Annotated in this window: 18 protein-coding genes and 3 tRNA genes; 17 read left to right on the top strand and 4 right to left on the bottom strand. The window is 49.4% G+C overall.

The annotated features are described in order from the left end of the window. Position 1 precedes the first annotated feature (1 nt). The 14 genes from carB to MKX98_RS09985 all read left to right on the top strand — a co-directional run bounded on the left by carB (position 2) and on the right by MKX98_RS09985 (position 11,068). Positions 2 to 3,211 (top strand): carbamoyl-phosphate synthase large subunit, encoded by a 3,210-nt coding sequence (gene carB, locus MKX98_RS09920; protein ID WP_339222828.1) that lies wholly within the window; start codon positions 2 to 4, stop codon positions 3,209 to 3,211. Positions 3,212 to 3,230: 19 nt separating this feature from the next. Next, a complete protein-coding gene (gene pyrF, locus MKX98_RS09925) occupies positions 3,231 to 3,968 on the top strand; it encodes an orotidine-5'-phosphate decarboxylase (protein ID WP_194541686.1) in 738 nt (245 codons plus the stop codon). Beyond that, entirely contained in the window at positions 3,965 to 4,606 is a 642-nt protein-coding gene (gene pyrE / locus MKX98_RS09930; protein WP_194541687.1) for an orotate phosphoribosyltransferase, read from the top strand. The genes pyrF and pyrE overlap by 4 nt, the downstream gene beginning before the upstream one ends. A 205-nt stretch (positions 4,607 to 4,811) precedes the next feature. Next, on the top strand, positions 4,812 to 5,396 hold the full coding sequence (locus tag MKX98_RS09935; RefSeq protein WP_339222831.1) for a TetR/AcrR family transcriptional regulator: 585 nt from the start codon (positions 4,812 to 4,814) through the stop codon (positions 5,394 to 5,396). Positions 5,397 to 5,587: 191 nt separating this feature from the next. Beyond that, the gene (gene tnpA / locus MKX98_RS09940; RefSeq protein ID WP_339217207.1) at positions 5,588 to 6,061 is read left to right on the top strand and encodes an IS200/IS605 family transposase; all 474 of its coding nucleotides are present in this window, start codon (positions 5,588 to 5,590) and stop codon (positions 6,059 to 6,061) included. 308 nt (positions 6,062 to 6,369) lie between these two features. Next, entirely contained in the window at positions 6,370 to 7,155 is a 786-nt protein-coding gene (locus MKX98_RS09945) for a hypothetical protein (RefSeq protein WP_339222833.1), read from the top strand. Positions 7,156 to 7,224: 69 nt separating this feature from the next. Next, entirely contained in the window at positions 7,225 to 8,298 is a 1,074-nt protein-coding gene (locus MKX98_RS09950) for a WXG100 family type VII secretion target (RefSeq protein WP_339222835.1), read from the top strand. Between the two features lie 14 nt (positions 8,299 to 8,312). After that, on the top strand, positions 8,313 to 9,068 hold the full coding sequence (locus MKX98_RS09955) for a hypothetical protein (protein WP_339222837.1): 756 nt from the start codon (positions 8,313 to 8,315) through the stop codon (positions 9,066 to 9,068). A gap of 2 nt (positions 9,069 to 9,070) precedes the next feature. Then, the gene (locus MKX98_RS09960; RefSeq protein WP_194541692.1) at positions 9,071 to 9,340 is read left to right on the top strand and encodes a DUF4176 domain-containing protein; all 270 of its coding nucleotides are present in this window, start codon (positions 9,071 to 9,073) and stop codon (positions 9,338 to 9,340) included. A 42-nt stretch (positions 9,341 to 9,382) separates the two neighbouring features. Next, positions 9,383 to 9,655, top strand: a complete 273-nt coding sequence (locus tag MKX98_RS09965) for a WXG100 family type VII secretion target (RefSeq protein WP_071223018.1) — start codon at positions 9,383 to 9,385, stop codon at positions 9,653 to 9,655. Positions 9,656 to 9,832: 177 nt separating this feature from the next. Next, on the top strand, positions 9,833 to 9,997 hold the full coding sequence (locus tag MKX98_RS09970) for a hypothetical protein (RefSeq protein WP_164817394.1): 165 nt from the start codon (positions 9,833 to 9,835) through the stop codon (positions 9,995 to 9,997). 82 nt (positions 9,998 to 10,079) lie between these two features. Continuing rightward, positions 10,080 to 10,156, top strand: a tRNA-Met gene (locus tag MKX98_RS09975). Between the two features lie 55 nt (positions 10,157 to 10,211). Beyond that, positions 10,212 to 10,285 (top strand) — tRNA-Ile (locus MKX98_RS09980). 588 nt (positions 10,286 to 10,873) lie between these two features. Beyond that, positions 10,874 to 11,068, top strand: coding sequence for a hypothetical protein (locus MKX98_RS09985; RefSeq protein WP_162487659.1), 195 nt, complete (start codon positions 10,874 to 10,876; stop codon positions 11,066 to 11,068). A gap of 94 nt (positions 11,069 to 11,162) precedes the next feature. Here the strand turns inward: MKX98_RS09985 and MKX98_RS09990 are convergent, their stop codons facing one another. The 3 genes from MKX98_RS09990 to MKX98_RS10000 all read right to left on the bottom strand — a co-directional run bounded on the left by MKX98_RS09990 (position 11,163) and on the right by MKX98_RS10000 (position 14,050). After that, entirely contained in the window at positions 11,163 to 12,368 is a 1,206-nt protein-coding gene (locus tag MKX98_RS09990; RefSeq protein ID WP_194541695.1) for an MFS transporter, read from the bottom strand. Between the two features lie 121 nt (positions 12,369 to 12,489). After that, positions 12,490 to 13,089 (bottom strand): TetR/AcrR family transcriptional regulator, encoded by a 600-nt coding sequence (locus MKX98_RS09995; RefSeq protein WP_194541696.1) that lies wholly within the window; start codon positions 13,087 to 13,089, stop codon positions 12,490 to 12,492. Between the two features lie 196 nt (positions 13,090 to 13,285). Beyond that, positions 13,286 to 14,050: a polysaccharide deacetylase family protein gene (locus tag MKX98_RS10000; protein WP_339222842.1), complete on the bottom strand. Its 765-nt coding sequence runs from the start codon at positions 14,048 to 14,050 to the stop codon at positions 13,286 to 13,288. A gap of 359 nt (positions 14,051 to 14,409) precedes the next feature. Here MKX98_RS10000 and MKX98_RS10005 point away from each other — a divergent pair. The 3 genes from MKX98_RS10005 to MKX98_RS10015 all read left to right on the top strand — a co-directional run bounded on the left by MKX98_RS10005 (position 14,410) and on the right by MKX98_RS10015 (position 15,802). Beyond that, positions 14,410 to 14,495, top strand: a tRNA-Leu gene (locus MKX98_RS10005). A 205-nt stretch (positions 14,496 to 14,700) separates the two neighbouring features. After that, positions 14,701 to 15,387: a uracil-DNA glycosylase gene (locus MKX98_RS10010; RefSeq protein WP_339222844.1), complete on the top strand. Its 687-nt coding sequence runs from the start codon at positions 14,701 to 14,703 to the stop codon at positions 15,385 to 15,387. 19 nt (positions 15,388 to 15,406) lie between these two features. Beyond that, on the top strand, positions 15,407 to 15,802 hold the full coding sequence (locus MKX98_RS10015; protein WP_194545109.1) for a hypothetical protein: 396 nt from the start codon (positions 15,407 to 15,409) through the stop codon (positions 15,800 to 15,802). A gap of 96 nt (positions 15,803 to 15,898) precedes the next feature. On the opposite strand, the gene MKX98_RS10020 is transcribed toward MKX98_RS10015, so the two are convergent. Further along, positions 15,899 to 16,978: an AI-2E family transporter gene (locus tag MKX98_RS10020; protein ID WP_220686017.1), complete on the bottom strand. Its 1,080-nt coding sequence runs from the start codon at positions 16,976 to 16,978 to the stop codon at positions 15,899 to 15,901. Positions 16,979 to 17,028: the final 50 nt, after the last annotated feature.

Below are 17,028 nucleotides of genomic sequence, written 5' to 3' on the forward strand. Positions count from 1 at the left end.
TATGCCTAAAAATGATACATTGAAAAAAATTCTCGTCATCGGCTCCGGTCCGATTGTCATCGGGCAAGCAGCGGAATTCGACTACGCTGGAACACAGGCTTGCCAAGCATTAAAAGAAGAAGGTATCGAGGTTGTGCTGATCAACAGCAACCCGGCGACCATCATGACCGACACAAACATGGCGGATAAAGTATATATCGAGCCGATTACGCTCGACTTTGTTACACAGATCATCCGTCAAGAGCGTCCGGACGGTTTGCTCCCGACGCTTGGAGGGCAAACGGGCCTGAACATGGCAGTTGAGCTTGCACGCGCCGGTATTCTGGAGCAGGAGAATGTGAAGCTGCTCGGAACGCAGCTGGAGTCCATCGAGAAAGCCGAAGACCGCGATCTGTTCCGTGATCTGATGCGCGAACTCGATCAGCCCGTACCGGAAAGCACCATCGTAACGACTCTGGAAGAAGCGCTTGATTTCGCGAATGAGATCGGTTATCCGGTGATCGTGCGTCCGGCATACACGCTCGGAGGCACCGGCGGCGGTATTTGCGCAACCGAAGAGGAACTGCGCGAAACGGTGAGCTCCGGACTTCGCTACAGCCCGATCACACAATGTTTGATCGAGAAGAGCATCGCGGGAATGAAAGAAGTCGAGTATGAGGTTATGCGCGACGCAAACGATAACTGCATCGTGGTATGTAACATGGAGAACTTTGATCCGGTCGGCGTTCATACCGGCGACAGCATCGTCGTGGCGCCAAGCCAAACGCTGTCCGATCGCGAGTATCAAATGCTCAGATCGGCATCGCTGAAAATCATCCGTGCCCTGAACATCGAGGGCGGATGTAACGTGCAATTCGCGCTGGATCCAAACAGCTATCAATATTATGTCATCGAGGTAAACCCTCGCGTCAGCCGCTCTTCTGCCCTTGCTTCCAAGGCAACGGGTTACCCGATCGCGAAGATGGCAGCAAAAATCGCGATGGGTTACACCTTGGACGAGATCGTCAACCCGGTAACGGGACAGACCTATGCTTGCTTTGAGCCTACGCTGGACTATATCGTCAGCAAAATTCCACGCTGGCCATTCGACAAGTTCATCCATGCTAACCGGAAGCTGGGAACTCAGATGAAGGCCACCGGCGAGGTGATGGCGATTGGCCGTACTTTCGAAGAGTCGATCCATAAAGCGGTTCGCTCTCTGGAGATCGGCGTGCACCGACTCTACTTGAAAGGCGCGAACGAGCTGAGTGATGAAGTGCTCCAGCAGCGTCTGATTAAAGCCGACGATGAGCGGATGTTCTTGATCGCGGAAGCATTCCGCCGGGGGTATGGACTTCAGCAGATTCAGGACCTGACGAAGATCGACTGGTGGTTCCTGGACAAAATCGAACGCCTGATTAAGTATGAAGATCACATTCGCAGCGAAGCGGCACTGACATACGAAACGCTGTACGAAGCGAAGCGACTCGGTTTTACGGATCGCGCTATAGCTGAGCTGCGCGCGGAAGGCAATGCCAGCACGCACACAACCGAGGAGTCGATCGGATTCCTGCGTCGCGAGCATGGATTGCGCCCGGTTTACAAAATGGTCGATACTTGCGCGGCGGAGTTTGAAGCAACGACACCGTACTACTACTCGACGTACGAAACCGAGAATGAAGTGATCGAATCCGCCAAGGAGAAGGTCATCGTACTGGGCTCCGGACCGATCCGGATCGGTCAGGGGATCGAGTTCGACTACTCCACGGTGCACGCTGTATGGGCGATCCAGAAGGCGGGATACGAAGCAGTTATCATTAACAACAACCCGGAGACCGTCTCCACTGACTTTAATACGTCGGACCGACTCTACTTCGAGCCGCTTTTCCTCGAAGATGTCATGAACGTCATTGAGCAGGAGAAACCGATCGGTGTCATCGTACAGTTTGGCGGGCAGACAGCTATTAACCTCGCTGAGCCGCTGAGCAAGGCGGGCGTGAAGATTCTGGGTACCAGCTTGGAAAGCATTGACGAAGCCGAGGACCGTAAAAAATTCGAAGCGCTTCTGTCCAGACTGGAGATTGCTCAACCGAAAGGAAAAACGGTAACTTCGGTTGATGATGCTGTAGAAACCGCGCAATCGCTGGGATATCCTGTTTTGGTAAGACCATCTTATGTACTCGGTGGACGCGCCATGGAGATTGTATACTCCGACAGCGAGCTGCTGAGTTACATGAAAGAGGCGGTTAAGATCAACCCGGATCATCCGGTTCTGATCGACCGTTACATGATGGGTAAAGAAGTGGAAGTAGACGCGATCTGCGATGGCGAGACGGTGCTGATACCAGGCATCATGGAGCATGTAGAACGCGCAGGCGTTCACTCCGGCGACTCGATTGCGGTATATCCTCCTCAGTACTTGTCCCAGGATCTGAAGGACAAGATTGCGGAAATTACGATCAAGATTGCCAAAGAGCTGAATACACGCGGACTTGTTAACATCCAGTTCGTTATCTATAAAAATGAAGTGTACGTAATCGAAGTAAATCCGCGTTCTTCCCGGACGGTTCCGTTCCTGAGCAAGGTTACAGGCATCCCGATGGCCAACCTGGCAACACAGGCGATCATGGGCGGCAAGCTGAAGGAGCTTGGATACGAGGAAGGCATGTGGCCGGAAAGCGAACATGTATCGGTTAAAGTACCGGTGTTCTCCTTTGCTAAACTTCGCCGCGTTGAGCCTACCCTTGGACCGGAAATGAAGTCTACCGGTGAGGTTATGGGCCGAGACGTGAAGTATGCCAAAGCGCTGTACAAAGGTTTGATCGGTGCAGGCATGAAAATTCCTTCAACAGGAGCGATCATCGCTACCATCGCAGATAAAGATAAAGCCGAAGCTGCAGCACTGCTGAAAGGCTTCCATAAGCTTGGCTATAAAATCATCGCAACAGGCGGCACGGCAGCAGCATTGAAGGAAGCGGGCCTTGATGTGACCACCATTCATAAGCTGTCCGAGGGAACGCCGAACATTCTGGATATGATCCGCACAGGTGAAGCCAACTTCGTCTTTAACACATTGACCAAAGGTAAAACGCCGCAGCGTGACGGATTCCGAATTCGCCGTGAAGCGGTTGAAAACGGTGTGGTATGTATGACCTCGCTCGATACGGTTCGTGAGCTTCTGACGATGCTGGAGACTATCAACTTCTCCTCTGAAGCAATGCCGGTTGTTTAATCGAGAAGGAGGGGTATAGATGAGCGCCAGCTACAATGAAATGGCGGGCCGCCTGATGGTGGCCCTGGATTACCCGGATGCCCAGCGCGCAAAGGCATTGGTGCAGCAGCTGGAGGGCATTCCGTGTTATATGAAGGTCGGCATGCAGCTGTTCTACGCAGCCGGTCCGGATTTTGTCAAGGAATTGAAAGCAAAAGGTTATTCCGTATTTTTGGATGTGAAGATGCATGATATTCCGAACACGGTAAAAGGCGGGGCGAACAGCGTAACGCGGCTGGGTGTGGACATGTTTAATGTCCATGCCGGCGGCGGGGCTCTCATGATGCAGGCGGCAAAAGCCGGGGCGGAGGCCGCAGTGGCGGACACCCCGGGTCTTGCCATGCCTACCATCATTGCGGTAACCCAGTTGACTAGTACGAGTCAGGATGTCATGAATAACGAAATCGGTATCCCGGGTTTGGTAGAAGATGCGGTCGTACGATATGCGAAGCTGGCTCAGCAAGCGGGGCTGCATGGCGTCGTCGCTTCATCGCTTGAAGTGGAAGCCATAACATCCGCATGCGGACAAGCGTTTAAGACCGTTATACCTGGTATTCGTCCGGCCGGTGCGGATATCGGAGACCAGGCACGGGTTCTTACACCAGGGGAAGCCATCCGCAAGGGCAGTCATTATCTGGTTGTCGGCCGCCCGATTACGGAATCCCCGAACCCGAGACAAGCAGCAGAACAGATTATTGAGGAGATGATTCAAGCATGAGTACACTCGCGAATATTCCACATCAGATCGCATCTTATTTGCTGAAGATTGAGGCCGTTTCCCTTAGGCCCCATCAGCCGTTTACATGGACGTCGGGAATTAAGTCCCCGATCTACTGTGATAATCGCTTGACGATGTCTTTTCCCGAGATTCGCGACTACATTGCTGAATCGTTCGCAGCCGTCATCCGGGAGCAATATCCGGAGGCCGAGGCCATTGCCGGTACGGCCACAGCCGGGATTCCGCATGCGGCCTTTGTATCCCAGAAGATGAATCTGCCAATGTCTTATATTCGGGACAAAGCAAAGGGGCATGGCAAGGAAAACCTGATCGAAGGCTTGATCAAGCCCGGTCAAAAGGTGGTTGTGATCGAGGATCTGATCTCCACGGGCGGCAGCTCGCTAAAAGCGGCGCAAGCGGTCAAGGATGCAGGAGCGGAGCCGCTGGCGGTATTGGCTATTTTCAGCTACCAGCTGGATAAAGCAGTGCAAGCCTTCGCCGAAGCTGGGATTCCGCTGCAGAGCTTGTCCAACTACGGAGCGCTGATTGAAGTTGCGCTATCCGAGAATCGGATTCAGGAACAGGATGTGGAGCTTCTTCAATCCTGGAGATCGAATCCTGCTTCCTTTGGTGTGTAAACAACGTATACAAGCTAGGATAATCCGGCTGTCGCCTTTGTGAGTTATCGCAGAGCGGCAGCTTTTTTATATTCCAAAGCCAAAGATAATCCCCGGAGGATGCCGGGTTGACAGCGGATGGCTGGATCGTTACATTAGGACTGTACGCGGCTGCAGGCAGCTATCGGTGTCCTTATGCTTATATAGAAGGGATTTAGTCTAACAGATGAATGCAAAGAAAGAAGCAGTGCTTGAAGCCGGGAAGCGGTTGTTCATGGAGCAGGGGATTTTGCAGACGAGCATGGAGCAGATTGCCGAAGCGGTCCCCGTTTCCAAAATGACGATTTATAACTACTATCAGAGCAAAGAGGGCTTATTGGACCATGTGGTGGACCGGATGGTCGAGGAGCTCATGGCGCTATACCGTGATATTATGGATCAGGCAAAAGATCCGCTTGAGGCGTTAAAGGTCTTTTACAGGGATCAGGACAAATTTTCGGCGTTGGTATCCCAGAAATTTGTGTCGGATCTGGCCAAATTCCCGGAGCAGATGGACAAGCTGCTTCAATTCAACCAGAAATTCGTTGTTCCGGAATTCGAAATGCTGATCTTTAAAGGCCAGCAGCTTGGACAGATACGGAAAGATATCTCTCCCCAGGTACTGGTCGCATTCCTGACTTTCATCAAGGAATTTACGGCACGGACCGAATGGTACCATGGTTTGGGAAGCTTGAACGCGGTCAGTGAACAGCTGATGACGATTCTATATCACGGAATTATCCAGCAGGAAGATCCGACTAATCTAATATGAGTATAAGAACATTCCAGAGGTGATTTCGATCCGGGAATGTTTTTTTTTATTATGGCTTTAGCCAGTTGAGTGCGTGAAACGCGCGAAACAAAAAACCACCCGCTATGCGGGTGGAGGGATTGAGGGTTTGACCACTGAGACCATTCCAATAAAATTGAGATGTTCAGGCTCAAAGAAAGGAATGTTCTCAAATGGCAACCAAGAGCTACAGCCTAGCTCACACAAAGTGGATGTGCAAATACCACATTGTATTTACCCCGAAGTATAGACGGAAAGAGATCTATAATCAAGTAAGAAGAGACTTAATAGAAATTTTCAAACGCTTATGTAAGTACAAAGGAGTAGAAATTATAGAAGGCCACATGATGCCCGATCATGTCCATATGTTGGTGGCTATCCCGCCGAAAATTTCAGTCTCATCATTCATGGGATATCTAAAGGGGAAAAGTTCGTTAATGATCTTCGAGAAGCATGCACAACTAAAATATAAATACGGGAATCGAAAATTTTGGGCAGAAGGATATTATGTGAGTACAGTAGGTTTGAATGAAGCAACAGTAGCGAAGTACATTCGTGAACAAGAGGCACATGATCAAGCCATGGATAAGTTGAGTGTAAAAGAGTACGAAGATCCATTCAACAGCAACAGGGGCAAAAAGAAATAAACCAGTTTAACTGGTAAGTGAAAGTGACAAATAACAATGAGCCTGAACAGAGTTATGGTCAGGCTAGCGTCTTTAGGCGCAGTTTGGCAACAAGGGGTTATACCCCAAGAGCAAACCACCCGTTGGACGGGTGGTCATGATTATTTTATTGATGAATCGTTTGAAGATCGGCTGATTTGGGTATATGTTCCTATAAATTTAGGGCCACGACTTGGTAGAGGGGAAGGAGACGTCTCACCTATAATAGTAATGATAACCTCAGATTTAAACACAAAATAGGCGGGACTGACCGTAAGGAGGAGAGATCTTTGGAAGTTTCATCCAGGATCAAACTGACCGGCAAACAATTCTTTGTACTAACCGGCATCGTCGGTGCGCGGGCTGTCATTGGGTTAGAGGACCCTTTTCGCGGAACGCTGGCCGAGGAGATGCCTGTAGAGGTGGCCAAGATTGAGCAGGAGCTGCAGGAGAAAGGATTGATCGATACGGCGGGTAACGAGCCGGTTCTTGTGCAGGAACTGCTGGAATACATAGAAGTATGCAGCCGGACCCTGTTAACGATACATATGAGGGTGTCCGGTTCCGACGAAGCGCAGAAGGAGTGTTTCATTTATTACAGTTCAAGTCTGGTTGTAAAGGCTGATATTGAAAGCGGTCCTGACGGAGCGAGAGTCTATGTGCTAGAAGCGCTGGGAACCCCTTCGGAGGCTTGGCTTAAAATCATCAGTCACCTGCAGCTGGAGGATAAGAAGAACCGGGATACAGCTCCATTGGCTATGCCTAAAGGCTGGTTCCAGCAATGGATGAGTGCCGAGCAAGGGGAGCAGGAGCCACGGAAGTATTTGCTTGCACAAGGCTACCCGGAATCGGTCGTTTCCGCCTTGGCCGAAAGCGTCAGCCATCCAGAGAGATATGCAACCTTCACAGCGTACTATTGCCCGGATCTGAACTGTAGAATACAGGGAATCGAACTGTTGAGAGGACAGCATTCCAACTGGCTGATTCGCAATGAAGGCGAAGAGGATCAAATTTGGGGCGCAACGGTAACGGAAATTATTCGGGAGCTTGGCGCGGTCATTGAGCGCATTAAGTGAGAAAGGGCTGCATCATGATCCTGTACTTTCAAGTTATACCTTCTCGATCAACGATATGGAGGATTAGTTATGACTAAAATACGTGTGGTACCTGACATGCTGAACCAGCAAGGAGCAGCGGTATCTGATATTGCACGAGAAGTTCAGCAGCTTCAGGAGCGCATGCAGCAGCGTATCCAGAGCATATCCTGGGAGACGCGTCATCGTGCCCAGGTCGAACAGCGCCTGGCCCAATGCAGGGCCGCTTGCCAGTCGGTGGTTAGCCGTCTGGAGCAAAATCGAGGGCAACTGGTGAAAAAGGCGGGTGATTTTTCGCAGACGGATCAATCGCTCGGCAGCAATCTCAACTTCGGCAAGCAATCGGTTGCCCAGGTTAGTCCGCATCTGCTGCTTCAGGCGAGTCTGGCACAGAACGGGAACAAGAACACGCACCCGCCCGTGACGGCAGCGGGGGTTGAATTCAATGCGCTTGCGCCTTTCGGCGGAACGGCGGATCAATGGAAGAGTAATCCGCTAGCGGCCGCAGGGGTATTGTTCGGAACGGCAACGGCATCGGGTACGATGTACAAATACTGGGATATGTACCGGAACGGCTTTGGCGTGTGGCTTGAGAAAGACAAGCGCGGCAATATGAGAGCCAATGTGACGAACGGGATGCTGGCTAATATCCGCAAAAAATCCTATGCCGAATACAACTGGCGGAATCACCCCCGAATCCCGAAATACGTCCTACCCGGCGCGGCTGTTAAAGACTCGCTAAGCTGGAAGGGCGGTAAACTTGGTTATGCAGGCATCGCCATGCAAACGGTGGGAAATCTGGTGACGAATATCAACGAGAACAAGAGCGGGGCAAAGATAGCCGGAGATGCTGTAGTTGATGTGGGTGTCGGTGTGGGTACCGTCGTGGCATCCGCTGCGGCTGGCGCTAAGGCAGGCGCGCTGATTGGGACAGCAGTGGGCGGTCCGATTGGCACCCTTGCGGGTGCGGCCATCGGTTTCGGCGTATCGGTGGGTGCTTCCTATGTTATGGACGGCATCAAGTTTACGGATTTTGACGGGGACGGGAAGAAAGATACCGTAACCGAAGGATTGAAAATGGGGGCGGAGAAGATAGGTTCAACGATTGCCGGATGGTTCAAATAAAGGGAGTGTCATGGATGAGCGCAAAGATTTCAGAGGAAGAACAGTTTCATTTCCGGCTGATCCCCGCCGAGCAGATACGGGGCGGCATCGTTTGTTTTTTATTCATTATGCTGATCCCTGCGCTGGTCACGCTGGCAGCGCCGATGATGTCGGTATATATGTATGTGGCTGCGGCGGTGTGGGTGGTTATGCTGCTATGGGGAATTGGCCTGAGTGCAAATCCGTACCGGTCTGAAGTCGGTTTTGTGCTGTATTTGGGAATATACGGACTGGCTCTGGCGGTCACTTGTCAGATCGCTATCCTCAAAATGATGTATGACATGGCCGGAGTTGAATCGATTCTGTATGGGCTTAGTTCGGCAGCGGTGATGCTTCTGCTTCTCCTTGTGTTTTATGTGCTGCATTTTAGAGCGCTGCAGCAAGGCACCTACCAGTCTATGGAGCGCAATGGCAGCGTCGGTAAAGCGGCCTTACTGTTTGCGGCTATAGGTTATACGGCTTATTACGTCGTGGTGGCGGTAACCGGCGATCTCGGCGGATTTGTAATGGGCATGGCGGCTTTTTCCGTGTTGTTGATTCTCGGTCTGTACATGGCCGTAGTTTTCATTCAGCGGTATATGTTCATCCAGAACAACATGGATAAGCTAAAAGCTCATTATCCCGTATTGGGATTGCCGAAGGAGCAGCGGAACGCCGCGTTTCTGAATAAAATGAATCAGGGCCGTACGCCTGCGGCACCGCACCGGAAGAGCAAGAAAAGGAGAGGGTAGTTATGACGCAGCAGCTGCTGCCAAACGGATCGATTGTCATTTTGAAAGAAGGCGAGAAGAAGCTCGTGATCTATGGTCGAAAGCAAATTCTGGCGCTTGATCAGCCGCAAATGTTCGACTATTTAGCTTGTCCATATCCGGAAGGTTATGTCAGCCCGGAGTTTGCCTACGTCTTTAATCATGAGGATATCCAGGAGATTATATTTACCGGTTACCAGGACGAAGAGGAAGAACAGTTTCAGATCGTACTGGCTGAGACGAAGCCTACATAACAAACGAGAAGATATCTATAAAGGGAGGAGTGAGGTAGATCCATGTCAGGACGCATAGAGGTATCCCCCGAGGAGCTGCGCCGCGCTGCGGCAGACATTCGAAGCGGGAGTGACTACGGCGGAGAATTGGTCGCCCGATTGTCCCAGGTCATTGAAACGTTGAATGCCGAATGGGAGGGCGTTTCCCAGCAGCGGTTTCGTACGGAGGCCGAGGAGACAAAGGCGCAGCTGATGAATTTCATCCAGATGATGAATTCGATGGAGCAGGAGCTTATGAGCATTGCCGCCCGGTTTGCGGAGGCTGACGGCCAATAGGCGCGGTTTACCTAAGGTGACAATCAATCGTATCCGTATCACGATGTGGTAAGGGTATGGCTGATTGTTTTTTTATCGGGAGATCGTGAAGAAGTTTATTGATCTGTGTTTTTTTTGTGGAAGAATGGACATAATATGACAGCATTACATTATCATTCGGGTAAGGAGTCGCATAGGATGAATTGGGTATATTACGGAAAGCTGTATACAAGCAAATTTCAGGCAGGGTGCTTTGCGAAACGTTTGGAGCAGGATGGCTGGCTGTTCGGGTATCATGATCCGCGGATGGTGGAGGTTTACCGTTCCAAAAAGGGCCGTTATGGCGTGCGGTTTATGCCTTGAGGAAATTCCATTAAAACAGTACTTGACTTGATGTAGGGTTATGGTGTATATTTATTCTTGTCGCTGTTTGATACAGCATTGACGCGGGGTGGAGCAGTTCGGTAGCTCGTCGGGCTCATAACCCGAAGGCCGCAGGTTCAAATCCTGCCCCCGCAACCAATTTTTAAACGATGTATGTATGACGTCCTTATGTTTATGTGTACATGTATGTTCAGGGCCCTTAGCTCAGTTGGTTAGAGCGGTCGGCTCATAACCGACTGGTCGGGGGTTCGAGTCCCTCAGGGCCCACTTTATCGAAAACCCTTGCGATGCAAGGGTTTTTTGCTGTTTATAGGGCTGTTTAGTTGCATGAAAAACTATGGTGAAGAAGGAGAGTTTCTATAAATCTGGGCGCCCGATTGAATTCAAGACTTGCGCTAGGACTAAAGAACAAGCGCCAATTATCAGCAAGATAAGAACCATGATAATAACAAACTTCTTTCCGTTCATCATTTTCACCTCGGAAGGATTATACCAAATATTCAACACCCAATGGAACAAGATCCAGGACTACTACACCCTTATTTCTACAGACGAGTGCAAGATACAGCAAGCAGGAGATTTTTCTCTCCAATTTATCGGACAACTGATTTTATTAGTAGCTGACATGCTGTTCCTCCTCTTATTCGTTTGTCTTGACTAATCAAATTACTTTACTATATGGTCGAGATAATTTTGAATTCAACGATTTGCCTCCGGGAGATTGATGATTCGGCCAAGCGAGATTTGTAATCGGGGGCGACTTACGGTACATTTTAATGGAGTCGTAGGGGAACAGACTTATTTATACGGCTGCTGCTGGTTGGATGCAGCTCATTTTAGCATATAGGATGGGGGATGAAGGTGTCAGAGTGGGTATTAAATCAATCCTGGGGACTTCCGGTGTTGCTCGCCTTCTTGGTGATCGTATTTGTATTTGAATCAAGGAAGGCTTTCAAGGCATATAAAGAAAAAAGACGGTTTGAATTGGGATGGTCTCTATTGTTTGCCCTGGTGGCTTTATTGGCGATGATTGTCCTGGTGGCCTATTAAAAATACATAATCAAAAACAGGACCCCGCCAGAAGCTACCGGCGGGGTCTTGTTCAATGATTAGCTGTAAACGGTCAGGAAGTCGTTACCTTTCGTCACCGTTCATTCATGACGGCCTCTGTAGCGGTCCAGGCTCTGCCTGCACGCATGGCCAGGAAGAAGCAGAGGATGAGAACGATGGACGCGGAGATATAAGGAAAGTTGATGTCCAAATCAAACAGATATCCTGCAACCAGCGGCCCCGCAATATTTCCCAGACTGGTGTACGCCGAGTTCAGGCCGGCCACGTAGCCTTGCTGATCCTTCGCCAGCTTAGACATTTGCGTTCCGATAGCGGGACGCAAGATGTCGATCGACAGGAATACCAAGAAGGTTACAAGGAATATGAGCCAGTATTTATGCACGAACAGGGTTAACAGGATACAGATTCCCGCGGTAAGCAAACTGAGCGTAATGACTCGTTTCTCACCGAAGCGGTTCAGGATCCAACCGAATATCGTTGCTTGGACGACGGCACCCGCAATCGACCCAAACGTGATGATCATGGCAATATCTTTAGGGGTGAACCCGAATTTATGATCCACAAACAGGCCGAACACCGTTTCATAATTGGCAAGCCCGAACGAGAGCACAAATACAATGATCAAACTTAGGAAGTACGGTTCCTTGAAAGATCGCACCAGCTGAACGGCCAGGCTCTCCTTCTTCCGTCCCAGCACGGTAGGTGCTTCCTGCTTGGCGGATGATTCCGGTAGCAGCAGCAGCGTTACCAGCGCGGCAATACCTCCCGCAACGGCCGCGGCGTAGAAAGGCACGCGAATGCCAAACTCGGCGATAAATCCTCCGATACCCGGTCCGATGATGAAGCCTGTCGTAATCGCAGCATTAATGAACCCCATGCCTCTGGCGCGTTCCTCATTCGAGGTCACGTCAGCCGTGTAGGCCATAACAGCGGGCATAATGAGTGCAGCGCCGATACCGCCCAGCATTCTTGAGGCAAACAGGAGCGGCGGTGTGCTGGCAGCTCCGAACAACCATTCCGATACGGCGAACACCATCATGCCGGAGATTATGATTTTTTTACGACCCATGGTGTCTGACAATCTTCCCGCAAGTGGGGAGAATAACAGCTGTGTTAATGAAAAAGCGGCAACGAGCATACCGACCGTGCTGCCGCTGATATGCAGTTCCGTCATATAGGTTGGCATAATAGGTATGACAAGCCCGATCCCGGTGAAGACTAGAAATATATTGAACATGAGGAGCAGAATGGCTCCATTGTTTCGCATGAGTAATGACATGATGATTCCTCCAAAAATAAAAGACGATTTAATAAAGACATATGATGAAATGATTGTAATTCGGTTACTTATATACTGAACGTTCGGTTTGTGATAGTGCATGAAAAAAAGTATTTATTTTTCATGATTTCTTCTCAATGCCATGCAGAAATACTTTGATGGCGGCATGATAAAGGGCAAGCGCATTTTCAACCTTCGTTATACGCGACATCTGGCTTAAGCCAACAATGAGGCTCTCAAAGATAACGGACAGCTGCTCCACATTATGATTCTCAAACTCCCCGCGATCCATCCCTTGCTGCAGCACTTTCTGATTGAATTCCAAATGGCTCCTAATAATCTGGACGACTCTTTGTTCTACTTCTTCGCTAACATCACCATTGCTGTTTATAAATTCATCAAGCGCCTTAGAGAAGGGGTGGTTCAGATCATCAAACACCAATTGATCGGCTATTCCATACAGCTTGTCAACGGTGGTGGTGTAATGCTGCTCTTTGCTGTTCCATTTCTGTTCCCACTCGAGGTCCCATTCCTCAACCAGATACAGAAACAGCCCTTCCTTGCTCTTGAAATGATAATAGATATTCCCTTTGCTGCTGCCTGTGGCTTCAACGATTTCCTCTATTGACGTTGATTTGTAACCCTTCTGCATAAAAAGAGCCTTGGCGGCTTCCGCTATTCGTCGCTTGGTATCTTCGGTTTGTTGTTGTTTTTTATTCACGCATGCACCCCCTTATAGCCTTGAAAGCTATTCGAAATTTATATACTGAACGTTCGTTCTGTATCTTATCAAATGGAATTGATATATTCAAGAGGAAATTAGACTCTGTGTTTTTCCGATCCAACCGCTTCGAAAAAATAACCGTTACCATCAGAAGGCAGCGGTTATTCTAGAACGTTGTAGGTCATCCATTCCCTTAATGGTTTACTTCAATGAACTTACGCGTTTTCTCGTGATAGGAGAGCAGCTCCGAAACGGTCACAAACTCGTAGCCTCTCTTTTGCAGCTCCGGTAAAATCACTTTGAGAGCCTCTACCGTCTGTGTACTGCTTGGCACAAAGTCGTGCATAAGTACGATGTCTCCATTATGGGCATTATCCAGCACTTTTTTAACGATCCGGTTAACGCCGGGCTTTCGCCAGTCGAGCGTATCTTGATGCCATGACCATAATACGGTCAGCATACCGAAATCCTTGCTCGTGCGGACAATTGCTTCATTATAGCTGCCTCCCGGTGGACGAAACAGGACGGTTCGAATGCCGGTTGCCTGAAAGATCGCATCTTGCGTCTGGTTTAACTCGTTTGTTAACTTGCTGACATTAATATTGTGAAAAGGAGGATGGGAGTAAGAGTGATTGCCGATTTCATGGCCTTCCTGCAGCTCCCGCGCTACGATCTCGGGGTGCTTCTCCACCCGGCTGCCAACAACGAAGAAGGTGGCTTTTGCGTCATATTGCTTTAGCAGATCCAGAATTTGAACGGTGTTCTGCGCGTCCGGACCATCGTCAAAGGTAAGAGCAATTACTTTATTGTGAGTGGGGACTTCCCATACTATCTCGCCTCGTTCCTCATAATAACCCCTGCCCTTGGAAGCGGATGGCGCATGGCTGGCGTTGACAACATGTTGATGGCAAAGGGAGATGGAGAGAGCGATCCATATGACGGTTGAGAGTTTTTTCATGGTGAGCGGTATCCTTTTCTCTGTTGTTCTAGTCTTCGCAAATGACAGTGCAAGCATATTTATCATTTGGTGATTACGGTAAAATTATTCTTTACGGAAAGCGGAAGGATTCGAACGGATGGGTTAGCGCGGAGGCTTGAAGCTATCGAGCATGAGGCTTTGGATAGGGTGATGCGAAAAATTATGAGTTTCATATATTGACATCATATGGTTGGACATGGTATTATCAATTTTGTCGCTAAGACGAAATGTGCACACCTAGATATCGGAATGAGATCGCAAAATATTGCGAATTCCACGCGTACCTTCGGTTATGTAAGTGAACGTGAACGACGCTAGGAACATGCGCGGATAAATATGCCGGGGTGGCGGAATTGGCAGACGCACAGGACTTAAAATCCTGCGGTAGGTGACTACCGTACGGGTTCGACCCCCGTCCTCGGCATTATAACAGCGTCTGGTAAGATGCAAAATAAGTCGGCCCCCGTATGGGTGCCGGCTTATTTTTTAAATCGACACAAGGTCAACTCATGATGCGTGTTGTTATTTGATTCAAATTGAACGGAAGATGTTGGTGTTCCGATTATAGAAATCGCATTCTTTTATGATTCCATGCTGGCCTGTGTGAGGAGGAGAGAGGAGACATGCGGATGTTTAACAATGATTGGGACCTTATTCTGCAGGGAGAAATGGATAAGCCTTATTTTCAAGCGTTGATGGAACGGGTGGACGAGGAATACCGGCGCTGCACGGTGTATCCCCCCAAGGAAGATATATTTCGGGCTCTTCAGCAAACATCGTACCAATCGACGAAAGTCGTTATTTTGGGACAAGACCCTTATCACGGTCGAAGACAGGCGCAGGGGCTGAGCTTTTCCGTCTCGCCCGGGGTTGCGATTCCTCCGTCTTTACGAAATATACATAAGGAGCTTGCTTCGGATCTGGGAATCTCGATTCCCAATCACGGTTCCTTGCAATCGTGGGCGGATCAAGGGGTGCTGCTGCTTAACGCCGTGCTTACGGTTCGCGAAGGCGAGCCGAACTCACACAAAGGGATCGGGTGGGAGAAATTCACCGATACGGTCATTACGAAACTGAATGAACGCGATCAGCCGATGGTTTTTATATTATGGGGAAGTTACGCACAGAAGAAAGGCTCCTTCATAGACCGAAGCCGGCATAAGGTGCTTGAGTCCAGTCATCCGAGTCCGTTTGCAGCGCATAAAGGATTCTTCGGTAGTCGTCCATTTTCAGCATCTAATGCTTTTTTAATGCAAAAGGGTATGGATCCGGTGAATTGGGACATTCCGAACACGCCGGGCGATGGAGATGAATAATCCGCGAGAGGTGACCTTCATGAAACATTGGATTGGTCGTCATGTTGTCATTCAGCGTTTAGACGGGGCAAAAAGCACGGTTGAAGGTGTGTTGAAAGGATGGGACCCCGTTCAGGAAAAAGTGATTCTTGGCCCGGGTGAGCTTGTTATACCGTTTCGTGCCATTCATAGAATTATGCCGAGAAACGCATACCCGGCCTTGAACTCCATCGGTTATGTCGTGAACCATACCATTCAATTCGATAATGCCGTCTATTTCGGATCTTCCGTCATGATATGGAGGGGCAACCGACTGGTGTCATCACAGGCCATCCTGACTTCTCACGATGAGGATACCGTTACCCTGTCAAATGGCATGATATTGCGCAAGGACGAGCATTATTTTGTGGTTCGATCCTTGCGCGGCAATGCGTGATTCTTTAAATAAAGGATGTCCCCAGCAGCCATCGTGAAGTTGGCGGGGACGTCCTTTTTTGTGCAAATGGAAATGTATGTCTCCAGTAAGGCGAGTTCATGATGCGTCTTCTACTTTTTCGGCAAGGAACAGTTCGTAAATCCGTACCACGATAATTTTGATGATCATGTAAGCCGGAATGGCGAGCAGGATGCCCAGCAGCCCGAAGAAATCGCCGCCTACAAGGATGAGGGCAATCGTGGTCAACGGGTGAATATCAAGCTGTTTCCCGTAGATGACCGGTGTCAGAATATTATCTTGGATCTGCTGTGCGATGACAATAACGACAACGGACCATATCGCAATGGAAGGAGATTCGATAAATCCGATAATGACGGCGGGAATGGTCGCCAGCAGCGCTCCGATATACGGGATGAAATTCAAGAAGAAGGAAATGACCGTCAAGAGCAAAGAATAGGGAAGCCCGATGATCAGAAATCCGATATAAATCATCATGCTAAGTATAAGATTCAGGATCACTTTGCCGATAATAAAATTGCTGAGTGCCGTATCGATCTCACCCAGCACCTCCTGGCCATCGCGGCGGTATCGTCTTGGCAGGACACTGAGCAGCCTGGGCGGAAGCTTGCCGCCTTCCTTCAGCATGTAGTACAGAATGATCGGAATCGTAGCAATAATAACGACAACGCTCGATACAACGGTAATCAGGTTGTTGATGGAGTTGCTGATCCAGGTAATGATCCGATTCATATACTCCGTCAGTGAGGTGGACAGCTCGGATTCCGTTGGTATATAGCGTGACCAGAATCGATTCTGCTGCAGCTGGTCAATCTGTTCCTGCACGCCCTCTACCAAAAAGGGGGTATTGCTGATAAAATTTTCGATTTGTTCGCGCAGTGTCGGCCACACCACAATGCCGAAGATGGCGCAGAGACCGGCAAACACGAAATACAGCATCAGGACGCCAATGGATCGTTTGATTTTCCGCCGCTCCAGGTAGTCTACGATCGGCCTGAGCAGATAATAGAAGAAGCCGGCCATCGCGACGGGAACGATCAGCATATTGAACATGGAGACGATTGGCCGGAACAAAAAGCTGATTTCGGAACCGAGATAAATGATCAAGAGCAGTGCGATTATGCCAAAGCATGTCCTGAAATATTTGCTCTGCATCATGGGCAAATCCCTCCATACAACGATTAGTAAATACATAGGTACTATGTAAC

This window comes from Paenibacillus sp. FSL W7-1332, from assembly GCF_037969785.1.
Classification (GTDB): Bacteria; Bacillota; Bacilli; order Paenibacillales; family Paenibacillaceae; genus Paenibacillus_AQ.